Origin of the sequence: Nostoc commune NIES-4072 (assembly GCF_003113895.1) — a bacterium.
GTDB classification, from domain to species: domain Bacteria; phylum Cyanobacteriota; class Cyanobacteriia; order Cyanobacteriales; family Nostocaceae; genus Nostoc; species Nostoc commune.
This window is the reverse complement of sequence record NZ_BDUD01000001.1, coordinates 6327105-6347755: the sequence shown is the minus strand read 5'-3', so window position 1 is coordinate 6347755 and position 20651 is coordinate 6327105. Positions and strand designations below refer to the sequence as shown.

The following is a 20651-nucleotide window of genomic DNA, read 5'->3' as shown; positions in this document are numbered from 1 at the left end:
ATTTTTCAAAACAAATTGGGCATAATAGGTAAAAATCTAAGCTGATTTGCAAATAAACTAGATAATCTGCTTTTTGCCATGCAAAATCTTGATTTAAAGACTATTTTGACTAAACTTAAAGCTTTATTTCCTACTAATCTCCAGATAGGTGCTTGCCTAATACTTTTAGCTGGCAATTATGGCTGTGTTCAAAAAGCACAAGAACAGGTAGAGATGAAAATCGGAGATATACAACCTATATCAAGTAAAGGTATATACAATGTCGTAGGTAGTACCAATCTGCCCGAATCTAGCAAGATTACAGTGGCCGCTGTGCGTTACTTGCATCCAGTATCAGGACAAACAGAAGCTTTACTGAATTCAGATACGAATACTAACCGTTCAATTCTGGCTCGTCAAATTGTGGAAGTGAAACAGGGAAAATGGGAGGCTGCGCTGAATCTGTGGCAAGTTTCACCCAATGGTAGTTTTCAAGAAGTCTGGCAAGTAAATCCAGCACAAATACGACTGTTTCCAGAAGGTGGCGTTACATTTGTAGCTATTTTCGATCCTGCTACTCAGTCGGAACAGCCAGATAATCAAAACTCTCAAAAGTTGAAGTTAGAAAATCAACAGCTTGAAAAGCTTGAAAGTAATTTGATTCGCTTTACTAACGAAGGTGAAAAATATTTACAAGTTAGCCAAACTTTAACAGTACCCCTACCTACGGGGAAAACAATACCACCTCGTCAGCAATCGGAAGACTTAAATGGTGGTTGGGGAAACCGATATCAAATCCCGCCGCAATCCATAGCTTCTAAAAGTACCTTACCTCTACCGATTAAAAATAGGCAAACGAATGCCTATCTGACTCCTTCAGAATTTCTCCGGTGAGAATTATACCGGTTCTCAATTAGGTACTAAACCCCACCTTCAACCCCTTTCTTGCTTACCAGAAGGGGGCTATAATGTACCTCATTTAATTAGGAAAAGCTCTAAGGGCATCAAACCCATAAAATAATTCTGTCTCTATTTACCCCTACCCTACTTCCTACTTGATTGAGGACGGGATACTGTAGCCTTCCATCCCTCTGTTTTTGATAGATAAAAACTGGAATACCAGCGCTCATATTGAGGCTGGTATCCAGATATTAATTACCCAATAACCACCAATTCAGTGGGCATTGATTTGAGTAGATTTTAAAGGACAGTATTATAGTAAATCTGAAATTTAGCTGGGGATTCTACCTCAGTATTTGTTGCTTGAGACGTTATTTGCAAATTCTCCTGCATTGCTTGCATCTGTAGCATCATCTCTTTAATTTGTTTTTGTAACTCTTCAAATTCTGATGGCATAATTGCTGTTTGATTCACTTCACCAGCAGTAATTTCTTTGATATTGTTGGGATTTTCTTGAGCATAGCCAAGGAAAGTCTGAGCAGATGCAAACGCAGAAGTAGCAGCAATATCTCTAATAGTGGTATTTGATTGAGTTGCAACCTTTGGTATAGGATTTACTGGCTGTGCGTGTATCTGCGTCGGGGTTTGCGCTCCAATAGGTTGAGATGCAGTTATTGGATTTTTTGAGATGAGAGCTTGGTCAAAAGGTGCTTCGTCATCTAAAAAAGCGCTTAATCCAGAAATTTGCAATCGAGGCTCGGAAACTTGCCATTCTTTTAGTAATGTCTCTTTTTGCTGTAGATGTTGTTCTAGATTAGATAATTCCTGCTGAATTTTCGCTGATTTGGAAGAAGAATTTCGCCAACCACAGAAAGCAAGTGCTGAAATTCCAGACCCTATACTCAGTGCTGTTGCAAAAACTACGTAAGGGATAGCAATATCTCTAAGCTTGCCATAAAAAATAGGTTCTTCCTGAAATTTGATAGCAATTTGTTTATCGCCTAGTGTCGCAAGGGGAAATGACATTAAAGAAAATACACTTAGAGAAGCGATCGCAGGTGGTAGTAAAAATTTTTGCAGTGCAGAAAGTGTCATATTTAGAAAGCTTTTGTCAAATAAAAGACTATGAGTAGATTGCAGCAGATCTAATTACCGCTCATAACATCTAGCTTGTATAGAGTTTTCACGGTCACTCAATATGTGTACTGCCTTAGTATCTAAATTATTCTCTATACGAGATATGTTCAATAGAAAACTCATGAAGAACTCAGTAAATTACGTAAATTTTTTGTAAATTAAGCAACTAATGCAAATTATCTAAAGGGAAATACAAAACATAGATAGGACTTACGCACACTCTACGAATTCTCGGCGATCTTGGCGTCTTGGCGGTTCGAGAAATTAAGCTTTTTAGCAATTTTTGCGTAAGTCCTAATAGATAAAAGTTTATACGTATAATCAGGCAAAGATTTTAGCGTTATTGACTTCCACTATCCAATTTTTGCGGATACAGAAACAAAAGTAGCTAAGTATTGCTCTAAGATTACTAAGATGGTAGATGCATGGAAAGTTAATGAAGTAATACAAATAACAGTCAAATAAATGCATTGTAATTAGAGTAAAAATATTTATCGTCGGCTAAAAATAACATTTACAGAAATACTTTTTACCTAAAGATGCTATAAAATCTTCTTGCTCGTAAACAGCATCATATATTTTTTTGCTGATTCGACTTAGATGTTGCCCCACCAGAAAAGTAATAATAGTATGCAAATTATCGATAAAAATAAACCAAGAGCAGTGAGATTACACAAGCAATTACTAATATTTTCCCTAAGTCTAATAGTATTTCTAATAATTATCTTGACTAAGACACCAGCTAGTATTCAGCTAGATGCTGTTAGGGCTGACATGCAAACAGCGCTACCATTTTCAACGAGTGGTAGAACAATTGTTGATGCAAAAGGCAAAGTTGTACTACTCAGAGGTGTTAATTGGTTTGGTATGGAAACTGATACGCACGCCCCTCACGGTTTATGGCAACGAGATTATAAAGAAATGCTGGCTCAGATTAAAAACTTAGGATATAACGTCATCCGGTTACCTTATTCTGTGGCAGGATTGCGATCGCTTAATGTAAGTGGCATTGACTATACAATTGGTAGCAACATAGAACTTCAAGGTAAAACCCCCTTGGAGGTAATGGATTTAGTTATTCAGGAAGCAGAACGTCAAGGATTGCTAATCTTGCTCGACAGCCACCGTCTCAACGACCAGCAAATTCCAGAGTTGTGGTATGGGGACGGCTTTACCGAAGCAGACTGGATCGATACTTGGACAATGTTAGCAATCCGATACAAGAATCAAACTAACGTTATTGGCGCAGACTTAAAAAATGAACCCCACGGCAAAGCTAGCTGGGGTGATAACAATATAAGTACTGACTGGCGACTAGCAGCAGAACGTGCAGGCAATGCAATTCTGGGTGTGAATCCTAATTGGTTAATTGTCGTTGAAGGAGTGGAAAAGAATGTCCCCGGTCAAAAATTGCCGCAGCACTGGTATGGTGGAAATCTGGAAGGTGTAAAAAACTACCCAGTCCGTTTGTCTCGTTCTAATAAGCTAGTCTATTCTCCTCATGAGTACGGCGCTGGGGTGTACAATCAGCCCTACTTTTATGACTCTAACTTTCCTAACAATCTGATTGATCGCTGGCAGATAGGATTTAACTATATCGCTAGTCAGAATATTGCTCCGATCTTGATTGGGGAGTTTGGGGGACGGCAAGTAGACTTAAATTCTAAAGAAGGTATTTGGCAAAATGAGTTAGTGAAATACATTCAAAAAAATAACTTGAGCTTTACTTACTGGAGTTGGAATCCTAATAGTAGTGATACAGGCGGAATTTTATTAGATGATTGGCAAAGTGTTAATCTACCCAAGCAGCAATTACTATCCCAATTGCTTCCACTAGTACAAGTTCAACCGAGTAATCCTCCTGTTTCCCCAACCCCTTCTGTTTCTCCAACTCCAACTCCTTCTGTTTCCCCATCTACTACTAGTACTGCTCAACTAAAAGTCACTACTGAGATCAATTCCAACTGGGAAACTGGATTTTGTGTCAGTTTCAAAATTACAAATCAGGGTAATACCAAGGTTAATAACTGGCAACTGGCATTTAACAGGAATCAAGCTAAGATTAATAACTTTTGGAACGCAGATTTTAAACAGCAAGGAGCTATACAGTATGTAGTAGCTCCTTTGGACTGGGGAAAAACGATTGAACCAAATCAAGTACGAGATACTGGGTTTTGTGCCAACAAACTTGGTTCTGACTATCAGCCGCAGCAAATAGCTGCCGTCTCGATTTGAAGTCAAAAGTTAAAAGGCGAATTTGTCATGATAGGAGAAATCACCCATTCCATTAATCATTGAGTATTAACTCAGCACAAAAGATGACTGAAGCAACAGCAACTCGTCTCAATACTCACGTCCAGGGAAGCAGGCCAACGATTCATTACCTGGTGGCAATGTCCCAACCAGAAACCCATCTGTTTGAAGTGACTTTACGCCTTGTGGATTACCAGTCGCCGATTCTCGATTTAAAACTACCGGTGTGGACACCCGGTTCCTACTTAGTCCGAGAATACGCCAAGAATTTACAGGATTTTGGGGCTTTTGCAGAGGGTAAGCTTTTACCTTGGCGGAAGATCAGTAAAAATCACTGGCAGGTAGATAAAAAGGGTGTTTCAGAACTAACTGTACGTTACCGTATTTTTGCGAATGAGCTATCGGTACGGACAAATCACTTAGATGCTACGCACGGTTATTTCAACGGTGCGGCACTATTCTTTAGAATAACGGGCTGGGAGAACCAACCTATTCGCGTCACCATCGTACCACCACGTCCGGAATGGCAGGTAACTACTGCCTTGCCACCTATTGGTGAGGAAACAAATACTTTCTTAGCTGGCGATTTTGATACTCTTGTTGATACTCCTTTTGAGATTGGTCGCCACCAATTGTATAATTTTGAGGTTTTGGGAAAACCCCATGAACTGGCAATCTGGGGGCAAGGAAATTTCCAAGCCCAGCAGATGATTGCTGATATTCAAAAAATTATTCAGGTAGAAGCACAGATGTTTGGCGGTTTGCCATATCAACGATACGTGTTTCTACTACATTTATTTAGCCAAGCTTTTGGCGGTTTGGAGCATAAGGACTCTTGCTCTTTAATTTACCAGCGTTTTGGATTTCGCGCTCAAGATAAGTACAATCGCTTTATCCAATTGGTAGCACATGAATTCTTTCACTTGTGGAATGTCAAGCGAATTCGCCCAAAAGCATTAGAGGTTTTTGATTACGACCAAGAAAATTACACACCATCATTATGGTTTTGTGAAGGCACTACTAGTTACTATGACTTGTTAATTCCTTTGCGGGCAGGAATTTATGATGTTCAATGGTATTTGAATAATTTGGGTAAAGAAATTACTAGATATGAAATGACACCGGGACGCAAGGTACAACCCGTTTCTGAGTCGAGTTTTGATGCCTGGATAAAACTCTACCGCCCGGATGCCAATAGCGGTAATTCCCAAATCTCCTACTATTTAAAGGGAGAAATGGTATCGTTGTTGCTAGATTTACTGATTCGCTCTACTCACGACAATCAAAGCTCCCTCGATGATGTGATGCTGAAAATGTGGCAGCAATTTGGGAAAGATGAAATTGGGTATACTCCAGAACAGTTGCAGGAAGTTATAGAATCTGTAGCTGGAATTGATTTGACTGATTTCTTTAAACGCTACATTGATGGCACTGAGGATTTACCCTTGAATCAGTATTTAGAACCTTTTGGCTTGCAGTTGGTTGCTGATCAGCAGGAAGAACCTTACTTAGGCGTGAGGATAAATACAGAGAATGGGCGGGAGATAATTAAATTTGTGGAGGCGGGTTCACCTGCACAAGCAGGGGGAATTGATGCAGGTGATGAATTACTAGCAATTGATAGGATTAAGGTAACAGTCGGTGGCTTAAGCGATCGCCTAAAAGATTACCAACCAAACGATAAAATTGAAGTCGCAGTTTTCCACCAAGACGAACTCCGTACTTATTCCATCATCCTCGCTTCACCACATCCCACTCGGTATCAGGTAAAGCCTGTTGAAAATCCTAACTCCACACAACAGCAAAACTTTGCTGGATGGCTTGGAGTTGCGATCGCAACTGTTTCGTAAAGGAATTGGGGATAGGGGATTGGGCATGGGGCATTAGGTATTGGTATATTAATTCTTCTCCCCCTTGCCCCCTGCTCCCCTGCTTCTTCCCCACTTCTAAGCCGTTCTCACTGCCCCTGAGTAAATCAAACCCCGTTGCAGATCCAGGGTTATAATCGCCCCATCCCGAATCGCCTGCGTTGCGTGTTTCACACCGACAATCACTGGCACACCAAGACGCAAGCCAATGACTGCTGCGTGACTTGTGAGACTTTCCTCTTCAGTAATAATCCCGGCAGCTTTACGAATTGCCTCGACGAAATCGGCACTAGTGCGAGGTGCAACTAATATGTCTCCAGGATTAAAGTTACTCACATCCATACCAGTATTAGCTACCCGTGCGCGACCACTAACTGAACCTTGTCCTAGTCCAATTCCGTAACCTAGTACTGCCGTTACCACCTCTACCTTAATCAAATCTGTAGAGCCAGAAATTCCCTGGAGTGTGCCAGCCGTCATCACTACTAAATCTCCCTGGGACAGTAACTGAAGTTCCTGAGCCACGTTAATCGCAGCTTGAAATGTCTGACCGGTGGAAGGTAATCCTAGCACCAACAGGGGTTTTACTCCCCAGACCATTTGTAGCTGCCGCGCCACATTTACATGGGGTGTTACTGCCAAAATCGGTGTACGAGGACGAAACTTAGAGACATTGCGAGCTGTTGCCCCCGTTTGCGTTAGGGTCATGATTGCTGCTGCGCCTAGTTGTTCGGCAATTTGACCCACAGCTTGACTAATAGCATTAGGAATGGAGCGTCGCGCATCTTTTGAAGAACGTAAGTTTAAGTGTTGAGCTTCCTCCTGCTCCATCCGCTCGGCAATTCGTGCCATCGTTGCCACTGCTTCTACTGGGAAACTACCCACAGCAGTTTCATTGGAGAGCATTACCGCGTCCGTGCCGTCTAAAATTGCATTAGCCACATCCGATACTTCAGCGCGAGTGGGACGGGGATTGCTCACCATGCTGTCTAACATCTGGGTGGCGGTAATGATCGGAATTCCCAAGCGATTTGCTGTAGCAATTAGCCGCTTTTGGAGTACCGGAACATCCTCTGCTGGCAATTCCACCCCTAAATCACCTCTGGCAACCATTACGCCATCACACAAAGCCAGAACCGCCTCCATTTGTTCAATGGCTTCGTGCTTTTCAATTTTGGCAACCACTGGCACTTGCTTGCCTGTACTGGAAATTAGTTCTTTAATTTCGATCATGTCCTGCGGATTGCGGACAAAGGAAAGTGCCACCCAATCTACACCTTGATCTAGACCAAACATCAGATCCTCTCGGTCTTTGTCGGTCATTGCTTTAATTGAAAGGTAAACGCCGGGAAAGTTTACGCCTTTGTTGTTAGAAAGTTTTCCAGGCACGGTGATCTGACAATGCAAATCACCTTTGTCCCGATTAATCTCCTGCACAACCATTTCTACTCGTCCATCATCAAGCAGGATTTTTGCACCAACTGGGACTTCTTCGGCTAAATAATCGTAAGTAACGCAACTAATTTCTTGCGTACCTATAACTGGACGATTTGTCAAGGTGAAGCGATCGCCTTTTGCCAAAACTATAGACCCGTTGTCAAATTTCCCCAAGCGAATTTTTGGGCCCTGCAAGTCTTGCAGAATAGCCACTGGTTGATTTAGTTCAAAAGCGGTTTGCCGAATTAAGCGAATACTACGCTGATGGTCGGCATGAGTTCCGTGGGAGAAGTTTAGCCGTAGCGTCGTGGCTCCCGCTTCAATAATCGCCTTGAGCATTTCAGGACTGCTAGTGGCGGGGCCAATAGTAGCGACAATTTTTGTCCGGCGTAGAGAATCTCTTAATTGCATAGGGGCTGAAGTTAGGGAGCTATCTGGGAAGTCATCGTAACTTAAATGGCATCTCCTTTTCAGTCACTGCTATATCAATAGATATAAGCAGTTAGAGAGGGCTTATGGGAGAGTGGAGGCTGTGGGATAGACTAGATATAGTACATCAATCTTGTGTCCATACTCCCAACGAAGGTGTTTATCCCATCAACTTCTTGCCAATTGTCATACCCCGCTTATCAGTAAAGACTAGTCCTCGTCTGGAATCATAGCGTTATTCATCTACTGATATGCAAAGCTATAAATAAATATTGCTATACAAAACTTTACAAAATTTTATTCTTTCCTAATCTTTATCGTATATTTGTAATGTTTGATTAAGAAGGAGTCAATGTTAGAAATGATCGCATCGGAGGCACAAAAGCCACTGACAATCCCGCCAAAGGAATTTTTAGCGCCTCCTGGTGATTTTAATCCCACGCTACTGCTGTTTTTGGTAGCTGTAGCAATGCTGGTGTTATCTAACTTTGGTTACTGGCTTTGGGAATGGCCGCACTGGCTATGCTTTAGCGTTAACACTATTGCTTTGCATTGTGCTGGGACGGTAATTCATGATGCTTGTCACCAATCTGCCCATCGTAACCGGGTGATGAATGCGATGTTAGGGCATGGCAGTGCATTGATGCTAGCTTTTGCTTTTCCAGTGTTTACGCGGGTGCATTTACAGCATCATGGACATGTCAATCATCCTGAAGACGACCCAGATCATTATGTCTCTACGGGCGGCCCACTATGGCTGATTGCGGTACGGTTTTTGTACCATGAGGTATTTTTCTTTCAACGGCGACTGTGGCGGAAATATGAGCTATTGGAATGGTTCATCAGCCGCTTAATTGTCGGTGTAATAGTTTATATATCAGTGCAATACCACTTTTTGGGTTATATTTTGAACTTTTGGTTTATACCCGCTTTTGTGGTGGGGATAGCACTGGGATTATTTTTTGATTATTTACCGCATCGTCCTTTTGCAGAGCGCGATCGCTGGAAAAATGCTCGCGTCTACCCGAACCAAGTTCTCAATATTCTGATTATGGGACAGAATTACCACCTAATTCATCATTTGTGGCCTTCTATTCCTTGGTATAATTATCAGCCTGCATACTATGTCATGAAGCCCCTGTTAGATGAAAAAGGTTGTTATCAAACTTCAGGATTGTTGCAGAAAAAGGACTTTTTTGAGTTTGTTTATGACATCTTTTTAGGAATTCGGTTTCATCATCAAAAAGAATAGAGTTGTTGTACTAAGCTCGCGTCAAAAATCTCTGATTTCAACAAACACACCCGGAGCGATCGTTGCTAGGACATTACAAACACTGGGTATCAATGGAAGCAAATCAGGTAGGCGATTACTAGATGCTACTAGAACAACGACCGCAACTCCAGCGTGTTGCAAGTTTTGCTGATATCGTAAGTTTTGGTCTGTTGTGAGAAGAATCGTGAAACTCTCCTGCTTCATCAATTGCAACAGTTCGCCATTCTTTTTGCCTGACCATCCCATTTCCACAACTGTGCGTACCTCATAATCAGTGAGTTCACGCCTTAAGGGTCGTGGAACACACTCATCAAGTAGAATTCGCATAGGCCGTTAGCATTTCCTTCGCTAATTCGAGAGTGGCGATTGCTTGCTCACGGCTGACACTGGGAAAGTGATCTAAAAATTCATCCAGTGAGTCACCCGCTTCTAGATAATCGAGTAAAGTTTTTATCGGCACACGAGTACCAACAAAAACGGGGGTTCCCCCCAATATATCGGGGTCGCTATGAACAACACGCGATGTAGATGTCATATAGTTAGCATCTGTTCGACAGACTACTTTCCGATCCTAACTCTCGTCATCTCGGAAATCTCAGCATATATTTTATTTTCCCTTTGCAAAGGGCGATCGCTATTTTTTACCGATTTATCCCTCAAGGTACAACTTCAAAAGACTGATTACCACGAAATCGATAGATGTGGAAATCTCGATCAAGAGTAAAAATTCGTCTCTTACGATTGCCTACAGATAGCTTTAAAGTGCATCAGACTCTGAGGCTAAATCAAACTACTTCAATCCTGCCGACATCCAAGGAGATTGTTACATTTTCGCCTTGGGCTTGACTGCAATTGTCCAATACTGAAATGTTTCACTTCCAATGCGATCGCTATCCTCACGGTAGATTTGCTGCAAGCATTCATAAAATGCTTGGGCTTCATTCTCCAATCCAAATGTTATTAAACACTTTAATATACGGGTGATCCGAAGATAATTGTGGTCAGATATACAGACCCATTCCACTTTACGATTCGGATAGTCTTCTGACTGGCTGACAATTATTTTTCCGTCATTACTCTGGTGGCGTTGCAACCCATAAAATTTAAGCATGACTGTGAAGGAACGCAGCAAATTTTGACGTAGGTGTGGGTTGCTTTGAAATGCTTGAATTACTTTCTCATCAACAATGGGTGCATCACGATTGAATGCACTTCGCTCAGACAAAGGGAACAACCACTGAATGTAATTGTGGATGCACTCCAATTCTTCAAAATCCCAAGTCCACATCTCTTGAATTGTGCGACCTTCTGAATCTCGTTGCTCCCCTAAGTAGAATGGAACAAGCATTGCACTGAGCTGTTTTTGATGATTCATTGCAAACTACCTTTACAACTCAACATCTTGATTTTGGACGCGATCGCCTCACTAATAGACTTCAAATCACTGCAACAAAGTAATATTCTTCTACCAACAGCAGGTTTAGCAGCCGCAACATCACAAAATTATATTTTTATACTTTTTGCTACATAAATTTTTATTTTATTTAAAGAATTTATACTTTTGACTTAACTGCTGGCTGTGATGTTTGTAAAGACTGGGGTAAACTCCAGTCGGGACGCAAGCTAGCAGCATTGCGTAAATAAATATGATGAACCGAGGCGGAGGCTGGCAGATAAGCGTGGATTAAGAACCGAATGCAGCGCTGTAAGCTGCCTTCGACGTGCATTTGCTGCACATCCAACATGGCCACATTATCCCAACCAGGACGCGATCTAGCGATCGCAGCTGGAAAAATCGCATCCAAATCGCGTGTAACAGAGAAAGTCACACTAATCATGTCACTTGGCTGGAATTGATTTCGATTTTCTAGTTCATCTAGAAGTTCTGTTACTACCTCTCGCATTGCCTCTACGGTATTTTCTGAAACGGTTGTTGCTCCGCGAATAGCCCGCATTTGCCACTCCACGCCCAAATCCTCCTTAAAAGAAAAAAGTTAGGGGTTAGGAGTTGAGAGTGAGAAATTAAGAGTTTTAACTCCTAACTCCTCACTCATACTCCTAACTCATATTAGGGTCGATATAACCACAACGGTAAACCACTAGTAGACATTTCAAATTCGAGCCAATCAATTCCAGATCGAATTCCTGATGAAACTTGACGACTTCCTGGTAGAAGGCGATTTAATAAAGGTTTACGTTCTTCTAGGGTATAGCAGAGAGTTTTTTCTGGATCAAGTCCCACTAGTTCTGCTGTCCAGCGACGGGCATCTTCTTCTGTACCCAGGCGATCTACAACACCTAACTCTAGGGCTTGCTGTCCAGTAAAAATCCGGCCATCAGCGAAACTTTTCACAGCTTCTACTGTTAAAGAACGTCCATCAGCTACCGTTTGGACAAACTGCTGATAACTTGTGTCAATCAACTCTTGCAGGATATTCTCTTCTGGTTGAGTCAGTTGCCGATCAAAAGACAATATGTCTTTGTAAGGGCCAGACTTAATTACCTGGAAGGAAACACCAATTTTTTCTAGCAAGCGTTCCAAGTTATTTCCACGCAAAATCACACCAATACTACCCGTAATCGTACCTGGGTTGGCTACGATGTGTTCGGCTCCCATGCCGATGTAGACTCCTCCAGAAGCCGAGATATTGCCAAAGCTAGCGACGATTTTAATTTTTTCGCGCAGACGCTTTAGAGCGCTGTAGATTTCTTGGGAATCTCCGACTGTACCGCCAGGGCTATCGATACGGAGCAATAATGCCGGAAATTTTTTTTCTTCTACAGTTTTTAAGGCTTCTAGGACGCGTTTGCGGGTAGCACCGGCGATCGCACCAGTAATTTCAATCCGCGCAATTTGTTTTCTAAACTTGGGCTTAAACGGCCAAATCATGAGCTGTCAACATACCTCGTAATAAACTCAATATAAGATGCCCAACGGTCAGACGACCTCTTTTGCTCTGTTAAGAAACATGAGCAGGCATTTTGAGCATCAATATTTTAAGGAAATTTTTATATTTTGCAGTGAGTTTTGTTTGATATTCTCAATGGATACTAATCAAGTCCTTAAAGATTGCAGATAACACAAAACGCCAAACTCTAGTCTAGCGTCCAGCATGATGATTTAGCACAGACTATTTTAGCTGTTTTGTAGAATTAAAATCCTACAACCCTTGGTATTCTAGCTTTTTAACTTTTAAGGATTGTTTTACTAGGGTCGCGCACCTGTACTAGTTGTAAGTAATTAATAACTAATAACTAATGAATAATAAATATTTAATCAATAATTCCGGCACTCAATTTAATTAATAAAATTCATTGAGCAACACTAATCCCTATTTAGGTAAAAACCAGTAGTACTTTCACTTTAGGGAATATGACTTTTCCCTATTTTTTACAGACCATGAGCGCCTGACGAAGCTATTTATACTTATGAATCAATTCGTAAAATTTGACACCGATAGTAAACGTACATATCAAACAGTGCGCCGACGAAACTACAGGTCAAACTAATCACAAATAATCCACGTAGGGGAGTTCCACTGCCAAAGGTGGCGAGAAAATGCATAATTTGAGTAGCGATCGCCTCAGTTAACTCTTGTAAGCCGGGGAAGTAACCAATGAGGGGTAAAAGGAACAATCCGCCGCCAACAAGTAACATGGGAGCGACAAAACTAAAAATAATCGTCAGCAGTAGAGAGCGGAGAAAGTTAGTAAAAATAGCCATTTAAGACAAACTCCGTGAGTAGAGATGACAAGAGCTAGATAGCAGTTCGTCATTTTCTACAATACGTGCGATCGCTCCTGACCAACCAATCTGTCAAAAATCTTAAGTTTTCATTAAAATAAACGGCTACCAGCTACAGTACATGATGGGTATCTCAAGAATGATTTTAATTTACAAAACCCTTGCACAATCAAGTTTATAGCTAAAGTCAGCCCTATTTAGTGGTTTGCAACACCTTTAATAACAGCTTCATTTTCTGAGAACATCTTTAATCAAAGTTAATATTTAGCACTGTGGGGGGTGGGGAAGAAGCAGGGGGAGAAATCAATTCAAAATTCAAAATTCAAAATTCAAAATTAAAGAACTTCTGCCTTCTGCTTCCTCTTTCCCCATTCCCCATTCCCCATTCCCCATTCCCCACTCCCCATTCCCTATCCCAATCACTTCCGCTATTCTTAAGGCAGTCACCGAGTTAGCTACAGAACATTGAACCAGACTACATCCAAATCCAGTTTAGGAGAATGGAGTCAGCGACTGCTGGCGGCGATTTTTCTGGGTGGGCAAGTACTAGTTCACCTATTGAGGGGCAAAATCCATCGGCGCAACACCTTGCAACAAATGGCAGCAGTTGGGCCAGATTCCTTATTTATTGCGCTATTGACGGCTATTTTTGTCGGCGCGGTGTTTACCATTCAGGTGGCGCGGGAATTTATCAACTTTGGCGCAGGAAACATTATCGGCGGAGTACTTTCTGTCGCGTTGACACGAGAACTCTCTCCCGTGTTGACAGCAGTGATTTTAGCCGGGCGAGTCGGTTCTGCTTTTGCAGCCGAAATCGGTACCATGCGAGTCACAGAACAAATCGATGCCATGTTGATGTTGAAAACAGATCCAATCGATTACCTAGTTATTCCCCGCGTCCTTGCTTGCTGTTTAATGCTACCAATTTTAACCCTCTTGTCTTTGGTAACAGGGATGTTCGGGGGATTAATAATTGCGACAAATCTCTACAACCTCTCTGATACGGCATTCCTAGACTCAGCTCGTAACTTTCTTGGTATCTGGGATATTTTTAGCGCCTTGATTAAGGCGTGTTGTTTTGGCGTTTTAATCGCCGTAATTGGTTGCAGTTGGGGGTTGACTACAACAGGAGGAGCCAAAGGTGTAGGACAGTCAACCACAACTGCTGTTGTGACTGCCTTGCTAATTATATTTGTTAGCAACTTTTTTCTTTCTTGGTTAATGTTTCAAGGGACTGGCAGTGCATTCATAGGGCTGTAAAAGTTAGGAGTAGAGACGCGATTAATCGCGTCTGTACAGGAGTTAGGAGTTATGAGTTAACAAAGTTAAAGGGTTTAATTCTCCAGCAAGACAGGCAGAACGTTTTGCGTCGGGGTAAAATTTCCTTTACAAAACTTAATTGCGTTAGCGACGTAGGAGCGTCATTGCGAATTCTTTAAAACTCCTCACTCCTAACTCTTAACTTCTAACTCCTGACTTCTGACTCCTGACTCCTAAAATAAATAGGAGAGAGATGCCTAGTAAATAAAGCAGGATTTAAAACTGTGACCAGTTCATTTGCTCCTAACTCCACATCTACTGTGGAACTCAAGCCTAGTTACAATATACCTATAGTGTTGGTGATTGCCGCTATTCCACTACTGTTGGTACAACCGTGGGTAGGCTCCGTTTTTACACTGTTTGGTTTGTTTCTCATGTTTCAGGCGTTAACGCTGCGTTTGCAATTTACCGCCACCGACTTAGATATTTACAGAGGCGAAAAATTGATTCGGCGCTTTCCCTACCAAGAATGGCAAAACTGGCGGATCTTCTGGGATGGAGTCCCCATTTTGTTTTACTTTAAAGAAATTAAAAGTATTCACTTTTTGCCGATTTTATTTGATCCCAATACCTTGAAAACTTGTTTAGAACAACGTTGTCCGCGTATTTAATCCTGAGTTCCATCTGTGCTGAGTCGTTTCGATCTAGACTCATAACTCAGCACTCATAACTCAGGACTTTTATGGCAGGTCAATTGTAATATTTCTGAAAGCTATTTATTCGCGTCATAGGAATTACACTATTGTTTATGAACTCAGAGGCATCTCAAACCCCAGAACCAATTGATGAGCGGTTGGCAGAAAAACAAGAACAGAACAATGCAGTTGAACATCCACTCAATCAATCTGTTGAGTCAGTGGGAGAAACAGGAGCCATTAGCTCATCAGAGGACTACACAACTTTCGAGCCACTCATCTCTAATGCAGAAGTAGTAGATTCTGAAGTGGTAGATTCTACAGTAGAGCTAACAGAAAATTCAAATGGCGAGTTTGTAGCGCAGTCGGAACCGGAAAATACCGCACTCGGATCAGAAAATCATTCATTATATGCACAAGCAGAGCAGCGAGTTGCAGAGTTGCAGAGCGCTGAAGCTGCTCTCAAGGAAGAAATAGCCAAGCTACAAGCTTTTTACAAAAATCTTCAGGCACAAGTTGGTGAAACTCAGACATCGCTGGGACGACTTGTGCAAGAGTCGTTGGTGCAGTTAGAACAACGCAAACAAACCCTGCAAATTTCTGTAGAACAACTAGAACGCCGACAAGAACGTATCCGTAATGAGATGCGAACCACTTTTGCCGGTACATCCCAAGACTTGGCGATTCGGGTGCAGGGTTTTAAAGACTATCTCACTGGTAGCTTACAGGATTTGGCCGTTGCTGCCGAGCAGTTGCAACTGACGCCAAGTGTGGTGGAACGAGAAAAACCATCTGTAAAAGAAAAAGAGGCTAAACCAGTTGAAAACCAACCTGGAATACCGCAATTTGCCCAACAGCAGTTTCAAGATACTACTAAGCAAATTCGCCGCCTAATTGACCAATACCGCAATAAACCAGATTACTATGGGCCAGCCTGGCAACTACGCCGTACCTTTGAACCAATCCACGCAGAAAGAGTTTCTAACTGGTTTTTTACTCAAGGGGGACGGGGTGGTTTGCGGACAATGGGTAGCCGCTTACAAAATATTTTGATTGCCTCAGCTGCAATTTCGATATTACACAAGCTGTATGGCGATCGCGTCCGTACCTTAGTCTTAGCTAATACACCAGAGAGATTGGGTGAATGGCGGCGCGGCTTGCAAGACTGTCTAGGAATCGGTCGCCCAGATTTTGGCCCAGACCGGGGCGTGGTATTATTTGAAGCGTCTGATGCTGTGGCTCAGAAAGCAGACCGATTGACCAAAGCCAATCAATTGCCTTTAATTATCATTGATGATTCAGAGGAGCAAATTAGTCTGTCACTGCTGCAATTTCCTTTGTGGTTAGCTTTTGCTCCTGACCCCAAAACCGTGAGAAACTATGATGATGACTTTTAAATTAGTCATTAGTCATTAGTCATTGGTCAAGAGGTATTACTCTTGACTTTTTAAATTTTGAATTTTGAATTTTATTATGGCTATTTGGTTAACTCTGTGCGGAGCAATTGTAGTTATAGCTTACCTATTGGGTTCTTTTCCCACTGGGTATATTGCTGTGAAGCAGTTAAAAGGTATTGATATTAGGCAAGTTGGTTCAGGTTCCACTGGAGCAACTAACGTACTAAGAACCTTGGGCAAAGGGCCAGGAGCATTTGTTTTAGTACTTGATGCCTTGAAGGGAGTATTAGCGATCGCTCTAGTCTATTGGTTATTCAATTTTAACCCAATTCAAAATTATATCCCCCCAACGGTAGATGCACAAGTGTGGCAACCGTGGTTAATAACAATAACTGGGTTAGCTGCCATCCTGGGACATAGTAAATCAATTTTTTTAGGTTTTACTGGTGGTAAATCCGTTGCTATCAGCTTGGGGATTTTGTTGGCTATGAGTTGGCAAGTAGGTTTAGCAACAGCAGGTGTGTTTGCCATTGTGGTGGTGATATCGCGGATTGTCTCTTTGAGTTCAATTGCAGGTGCGATCGCTGTTTCCATTTTTATGGTAATTTTGCATCAACCACTACCATATATTTTGTTTGGAATTGCCGGTGGATTATATGTAATTTTGCGTCATCGCCCTAATATTGAACGGCTGCTTGCGGGAACAGAACCAAAAATTGGGCAAAATGTAGCGACACCAGAACAAACTACATAATGAGTTTTTGCTACATACCTTGCCCCAACCGATGCCCACTTCTCCAGTATTTGGTTGTATATTGAAGAATTTGCTTGGACACACAGAATAATTTTCGTAATCTACCTGTAATAAGGCACGACACACAGCATCTATTTGCGTAGTTTACCGCCGTAGGCGACTGGTGAATCCGAAGGGCGGTTCGTTCTTTATTTCTTGCACTATAAGCGCATCTTCATACAGAATTGGTATCACCCAACGTAGGCAAAAAAGATCACCAAGCATTTTAACCTAATCCAAAATCCCAAGATGTCTTCTAAGCGAATCTTGTTTATCAGTAACGGCCACGGAGAGGACAACCACACCTCTCATGTTATTCAGACCCTGCGCCAATTGTGTCCTTCTATCGAGATGGCAGCAATGCCGATTGTAGGGGAAGGAAAAGCTTACCGCAACTTGGATATTCCCATTATTGGCCCCACACAAACAATGCCCTCTGGAGGATTCTTCTACATGAAGCGCCTCTATTTGCTCAAAGATTTTCAATCGGGATTGATTGGGTTAACGTGGCGACAATTACAAGCGGTATTGCAGTATGCTCCTAACTGCGATTTGATTATGGCTACTGGGGATTTTGTCTCGCAGACATTTGCTTACTTAACAAAGCGCCCCTTCGTCTCGTTTATCTCTTGTCTTTCTGCCCTCTATGAAGGTCGATTGCCTATCAATCCTCTGCTGTGGCACGATCTGAATTCTTCTCGATGTCTGGCAGTTTTTACCAGAGATTCTTATACAGCTTCTGACCTCCAACGGCAAGGTATAGCTAAAGCTCGGTTTGGTGGGATTCCAGCTTTAGATCGCCTCGTTCCTGCTGGCAAAGATTTGCATCTGAAACGGGACATTCCTATGATCGCTCTTTTGCCAGGTTCACGGATGCCAGAAGCAGCGCGAAATTTCTGTTTGCAGTTACAACTGGTGGTAGAAATTGCCAAGGTGATGCCTGAATCAGGATTCCAGTTTCGCGCCGCCTTAGTACCAAACTTGATGGAGCAACTAAACGATATTGCTAAAAGTCAAGGTTGGCAATTGACTCAAGGCGTACTCACCTATTCTCCTCCAGGAAGTTCTGCTGAGGAGTCACCGCTTGTAGAAGTCAGATGTTACTCAGATGCCTTCAACGATATTGTATATTACTCTAACCTCGTCATTGGGATGGCAGGGTTGGCAGTGGATTTAGCGGTAGCGATTGGTAAACCGATTATCCAGATTCCCGGAGAAGGGCCTCAATTTACTTATCAATTTGCAGAGGCGCAAACGCGGTTATTGGGCATTTCTGCCCAAACTATCGGCACTGGGCCAGCAAGCCCAGAGACTCTCAAACAAGCGGCTCGCCGAGTAGTCGAGACTTTACAAGATGCAGACTATCTCGCTAAGTGTCAACAAAATGGCCCTGAGCGATTTGGGCCGCCCGGTGCATCTGAGAGAATAGCCCACTTTCTGCTAACCTCTTTAGGAGAAACTTAGTAGAAATTGCGTCAGGAGGCAGGAGGTAAACCCTATGAATAAATCTAAGGGTTTCATATAAGGACGCAGTATTTATTGTGGCGCTTTCCGCGACGCTCCTATGTCGCTAACGCTGCGCTATCGAAATACATATTTTCTTCTTTTTTCATAAATAAATTTACTTGTTCTAAAAGAAAGTAGCAAAAGATAAAAAATATATTTTCTTCCTCCTGCTCCCTCTGCTTCCCCTGCTCCCCCTGCCCCCTGCCTTTTTTCGGTAAGGATAACAATAAAGAATTAAACTATGAAAGTCCGCTCTAGCTACTGGCAATTGTTACCTTATCTGTGGCCTCAATGGCCGCTGTTAGTTCGGGGATTCGTTTGTATCTTAGGATTTGTATTGCTCACCCTAGCAATACCCTACCTAGCAGGTCAGGTCGCTGTTTTTCTTGGTCAGGGAAATGTTAACCAAATTGCCTACTGGCTCGGAGTAGCTACTGTAGTATTTTTAGTTCGAGGCTTTTGTCAATACGGGCAGAATGTCTTTATGATTGCTGCCGCTCTGAATATGGTTTTGAATTTGCGTAAGCGGGTTTACGCTCACTTGCACAAACTCGGATTGGATTATTTTGAAACCACACAGACGGGTGACCTCACTTATCGACTGACTGAAGATATCGATCGCGTTGGCGAGATTGTAGATAAATTATCCCATCAGTTTCTTTCCAATCTGTTGCAGTTAATTGCGATTCCCATTTACATGCTCTATCTGAATTGGCCACTTACCCTTGCGGGTTTAATTTTGGCTCCTTTGATGGCTTGGTTGATCGGGGTATTTGGTCAGCGATTACTTTTGCTATCTCGCCAGAGTCAAAATCAAGTTTCCAATTTGTCGGCTCTGTTAACTGAAGTATTTAGCGGAATTCGCGTCGTTCAAGCTTTTGCAGCACAAGGGTATGAGGTCAAGCGATTCAATCAGGAAGCAGAACATAATCGTCAAACGAAGTATCGCGCTCAACAACTCAAATCTCTTCAGTTTCCTGTTGTTGGTTTTTTGGAAGCAGTTAGTATTATGCTGCTGTTTCTCTTGGGAGGATGGCAGATTTCTCAAAATCAGCTGACATCTCAAGGCTTTATCAGTTTCTTAGCTGCTGTGGCATTACTGATTCAGCCAATCGACTTGCTGATTAGCAATTACAACGAGTACAAGCAGACAGAAGCTTCCGTCGAACGCATCTTTGAATTGATGGCAAAGCAACCTAGTTTAATTGAAAAACCCAATGCTAAGGAACTGCCACGAATTGCTGGTAAGGTAGAGTATCGTCATGTCAATTTCGCTTACAATCCCGACGAGCCAGTGCTTAAGGATCTTTGTCTGCACGCTTCTCCTGGTAGTGTGATTGCCTTGGTTGGTTCTTCTGGGGCAGGCAAATCGACTTTAATTAACCTTTTACTTCGTTTTTATGACCCCCAGGCGGGTGAAATTTTGATTGATGATATTGATATCCGTGATGTCACACTCACAAGTTTGCGCCATCAAATTGGCATTGTTCCCCAGGATATTACTCTTTTTTCGGGAACGATCGCCCAAAATATTGGTTATGGTCAAGAAGAATTAAATTTGCCAGCAATTGAGTCAGCAGCAAAGATTGCCAACGCTCACTCGTTCATCACCCAGTTTTCCCAAGGTTATCATAGCTGGGTTGGCGAACGCGGAGTTAACCTATCTGGAGGACAGCGCCAAAGATTAGCCATTGCTAGAGCGATCGTCAACGATCCTCGAATTCTCATCCTGGATGAAGCTACTTCTGCCTTAGATTCGGAGTCAGAAGCACTAGTTCAAGAAGCGATCAAGCGAGTCATGCAAAACCGTACCGTGTTTGTTATCGCCCATCGCTTGAGCAGCGTTCGTAGGGCTGACTGCATTCTCGTACTAGAACAAGGACAGGTGGTTGAAGCTGGCACTCATACCTCCCTCCTGTCTCAGGAAGGACGCTATGCCCGTTTTTATGCCCAACAGTTTTATTCTGATGAGGATTAAG

19 protein-coding genes are annotated in these 20651 nt (G+C 42.4%); 11 read left to right on the top strand and 8 right to left on the bottom strand.

Annotated features, from left to right (window positions below):
* The first annotated feature begins 78 nt into the window (after nt 1–78).
* The gene (locus CDC33_RS28245) at nt 79–873 is read left to right on the top strand and encodes a hypothetical protein (protein WP_109011749.1); all 795 of its coding nucleotides are present in this window, start codon (nt 79–81) and stop codon (nt 871–873) included.
* 306 nt (nt 874–1179) lie between these two features.
* On the opposite strand, the gene CDC33_RS28240 is transcribed toward CDC33_RS28245, so the two are convergent.
* Complete coding sequence (locus CDC33_RS28240; RefSeq protein WP_109011748.1) at nt 1180–1974, bottom strand: hypothetical protein; 795 nt, start codon at nt 1972–1974, stop codon at nt 1180–1182.
* A 672-nt stretch (nt 1975–2646) separates the two neighbouring features.
* Between CDC33_RS28240 and CDC33_RS28235 the strand changes: the two genes are divergently transcribed.
* Nucleotides 2647–4251 carry a cellulase family glycosylhydrolase gene (locus tag CDC33_RS28235; RefSeq protein ID WP_109012740.1) on the top strand — a complete coding sequence of 535 codons (1605 nt, stop codon included), beginning with the start codon at nt 2647–2649 and terminating at the stop codon, nt 4249–4251.
* 83 nt (nt 4252–4334) lie between these two features.
* Nucleotides 4335–6119 carry a M61 family metallopeptidase gene (locus tag CDC33_RS28230; protein ID WP_109011747.1) on the top strand — a complete coding sequence of 595 codons (1785 nt, stop codon included), beginning with the start codon at nt 4335–4337 and terminating at the stop codon, nt 6117–6119.
* A gap of 96 nt (nt 6120–6215) precedes the next feature.
* On the opposite strand, the gene pyk is transcribed toward CDC33_RS28230, so the two are convergent.
* The gene (gene pyk, locus CDC33_RS28225; RefSeq protein ID WP_109011746.1) at nt 6216–7985 is read right to left on the bottom strand and encodes a pyruvate kinase; all 1770 of its coding nucleotides are present in this window, start codon (nt 7983–7985) and stop codon (nt 6216–6218) included.
* A 379-nt stretch (nt 7986–8364) separates the two neighbouring features.
* On the opposite strand from pyk, the gene crtR reads away from it, so the two are divergent.
* A complete protein-coding gene (gene crtR / locus CDC33_RS28220; protein WP_109012739.1) occupies nt 8365–9255 on the top strand; it encodes a beta-carotene hydroxylase in 891 nt (296 codons plus the stop codon).
* 21 nt (nt 9256–9276) lie between these two features.
* Here crtR and CDC33_RS28215 read toward each other — a convergent pair whose 3' ends face one another.
* The 3 genes from CDC33_RS28215 to CDC33_RS28205 form a co-directional block, all read right to left on the bottom strand.
* Nucleotides 9277–9603, bottom strand: coding sequence for a DUF5615 family PIN-like protein (locus CDC33_RS28215; protein ID WP_109011745.1), 327 nt, complete (start codon nt 9601–9603; stop codon nt 9277–9279).
* Nucleotides 9587–9811, bottom strand: a complete 225-nt coding sequence (locus CDC33_RS28210) for a DUF433 domain-containing protein (protein WP_109011744.1) — start codon at nt 9809–9811, stop codon at nt 9587–9589. The genes CDC33_RS28215 and CDC33_RS28210 overlap by 17 nt, the downstream gene beginning before the upstream one ends.
* A gap of 288 nt (nt 9812–10099) precedes the next feature.
* Nucleotides 10100–10651 (bottom strand): opioid growth factor receptor-related protein, encoded by a 552-nt coding sequence (locus CDC33_RS28205; protein WP_181374161.1) that lies wholly within the window; start codon nt 10649–10651, stop codon nt 10100–10102.
* Between CDC33_RS28205 and CDC33_RS39170 the strand changes: the two genes are divergently transcribed.
* Complete coding sequence (locus tag CDC33_RS39170) at nt 10643–10807, top strand: hypothetical protein (RefSeq protein ID WP_181374160.1); 165 nt, start codon at nt 10643–10645, stop codon at nt 10805–10807. The two genes, CDC33_RS28205 and CDC33_RS39170, sit on opposite strands and share 9 nt — an antisense overlap.
* A 22-nt stretch (nt 10808–10829) precedes the next feature.
* Here the strand turns inward: CDC33_RS39170 and aroH are convergent, their stop codons facing one another.
* The 3 genes from aroH to CDC33_RS28190 all read right to left on the bottom strand — a co-directional run bounded on the left by aroH (nt 10830) and on the right by CDC33_RS28190 (nt 13000).
* Nucleotides 10830–11231 (bottom strand): chorismate mutase, encoded by a 402-nt coding sequence (aroH, locus tag CDC33_RS28200; protein ID WP_244919370.1) that lies wholly within the window; start codon nt 11229–11231, stop codon nt 10830–10832.
* A 113-nt stretch (nt 11232–11344) separates the two neighbouring features.
* The gene (gene sppA, locus CDC33_RS28195; RefSeq protein ID WP_109011742.1) at nt 11345–12166 is read right to left on the bottom strand and encodes a signal peptide peptidase SppA; all 822 of its coding nucleotides are present in this window, start codon (nt 12164–12166) and stop codon (nt 11345–11347) included.
* A 537-nt stretch (nt 12167–12703) separates the two neighbouring features.
* A complete protein-coding gene (locus tag CDC33_RS28190) occupies nt 12704–13000 on the bottom strand; it encodes a hypothetical protein (RefSeq protein WP_109011741.1) in 297 nt (98 codons plus the stop codon).
* A gap of 486 nt (nt 13001–13486) precedes the next feature.
* Here CDC33_RS28190 and CDC33_RS28185 point away from each other — a divergent pair, with 486 nt between their 5' ends.
* The 6 genes from CDC33_RS28185 (at nt 13487) to CDC33_RS28160 (ending at nt 20650) form a co-directional block, all read left to right on the top strand.
* Nucleotides 13487–14281, top strand: coding sequence for an MlaE family lipid ABC transporter permease subunit (locus CDC33_RS28185; protein ID WP_109011740.1), 795 nt, complete (start codon nt 13487–13489; stop codon nt 14279–14281).
* 284 nt (nt 14282–14565) lie between these two features.
* Nucleotides 14566–14952 carry a DUF3119 family protein gene (locus CDC33_RS28180; RefSeq protein WP_181374159.1) on the top strand — a complete coding sequence of 129 codons (387 nt, stop codon included), beginning with the start codon at nt 14566–14568 and terminating at the stop codon, nt 14950–14952.
* Nucleotides 14953–15089: 137 nt separating this feature from the next.
* A complete protein-coding gene (locus CDC33_RS28175; RefSeq protein ID WP_109011739.1) occupies nt 15090–16373 on the top strand; it encodes a DUF3086 domain-containing protein in 1284 nt (427 codons plus the stop codon).
* 76 nt (nt 16374–16449) lie between these two features.
* Nucleotides 16450–17127, top strand: coding sequence for a glycerol-3-phosphate 1-O-acyltransferase PlsY (gene plsY, locus CDC33_RS28170; protein ID WP_109011738.1), 678 nt, complete (start codon nt 16450–16452; stop codon nt 17125–17127).
* Nucleotides 17128–17415: 288 nt separating this feature from the next.
* Entirely contained in the window at nt 17416–18630 is a 1215-nt protein-coding gene (locus CDC33_RS28165; protein WP_109011737.1) for a lipid-A-disaccharide synthase-related protein, read from the top strand.
* Nucleotides 18631–18913: 283 nt separating this feature from the next.
* Nucleotides 18914–20650: an ABC transporter ATP-binding protein gene (locus CDC33_RS28160; RefSeq protein WP_109011736.1), complete on the top strand. Its 1737-nt coding sequence runs from the start codon at nt 18914–18916 to the stop codon at nt 20648–20650.
* Nucleotide 20651 lies beyond the last annotated feature (1 nt).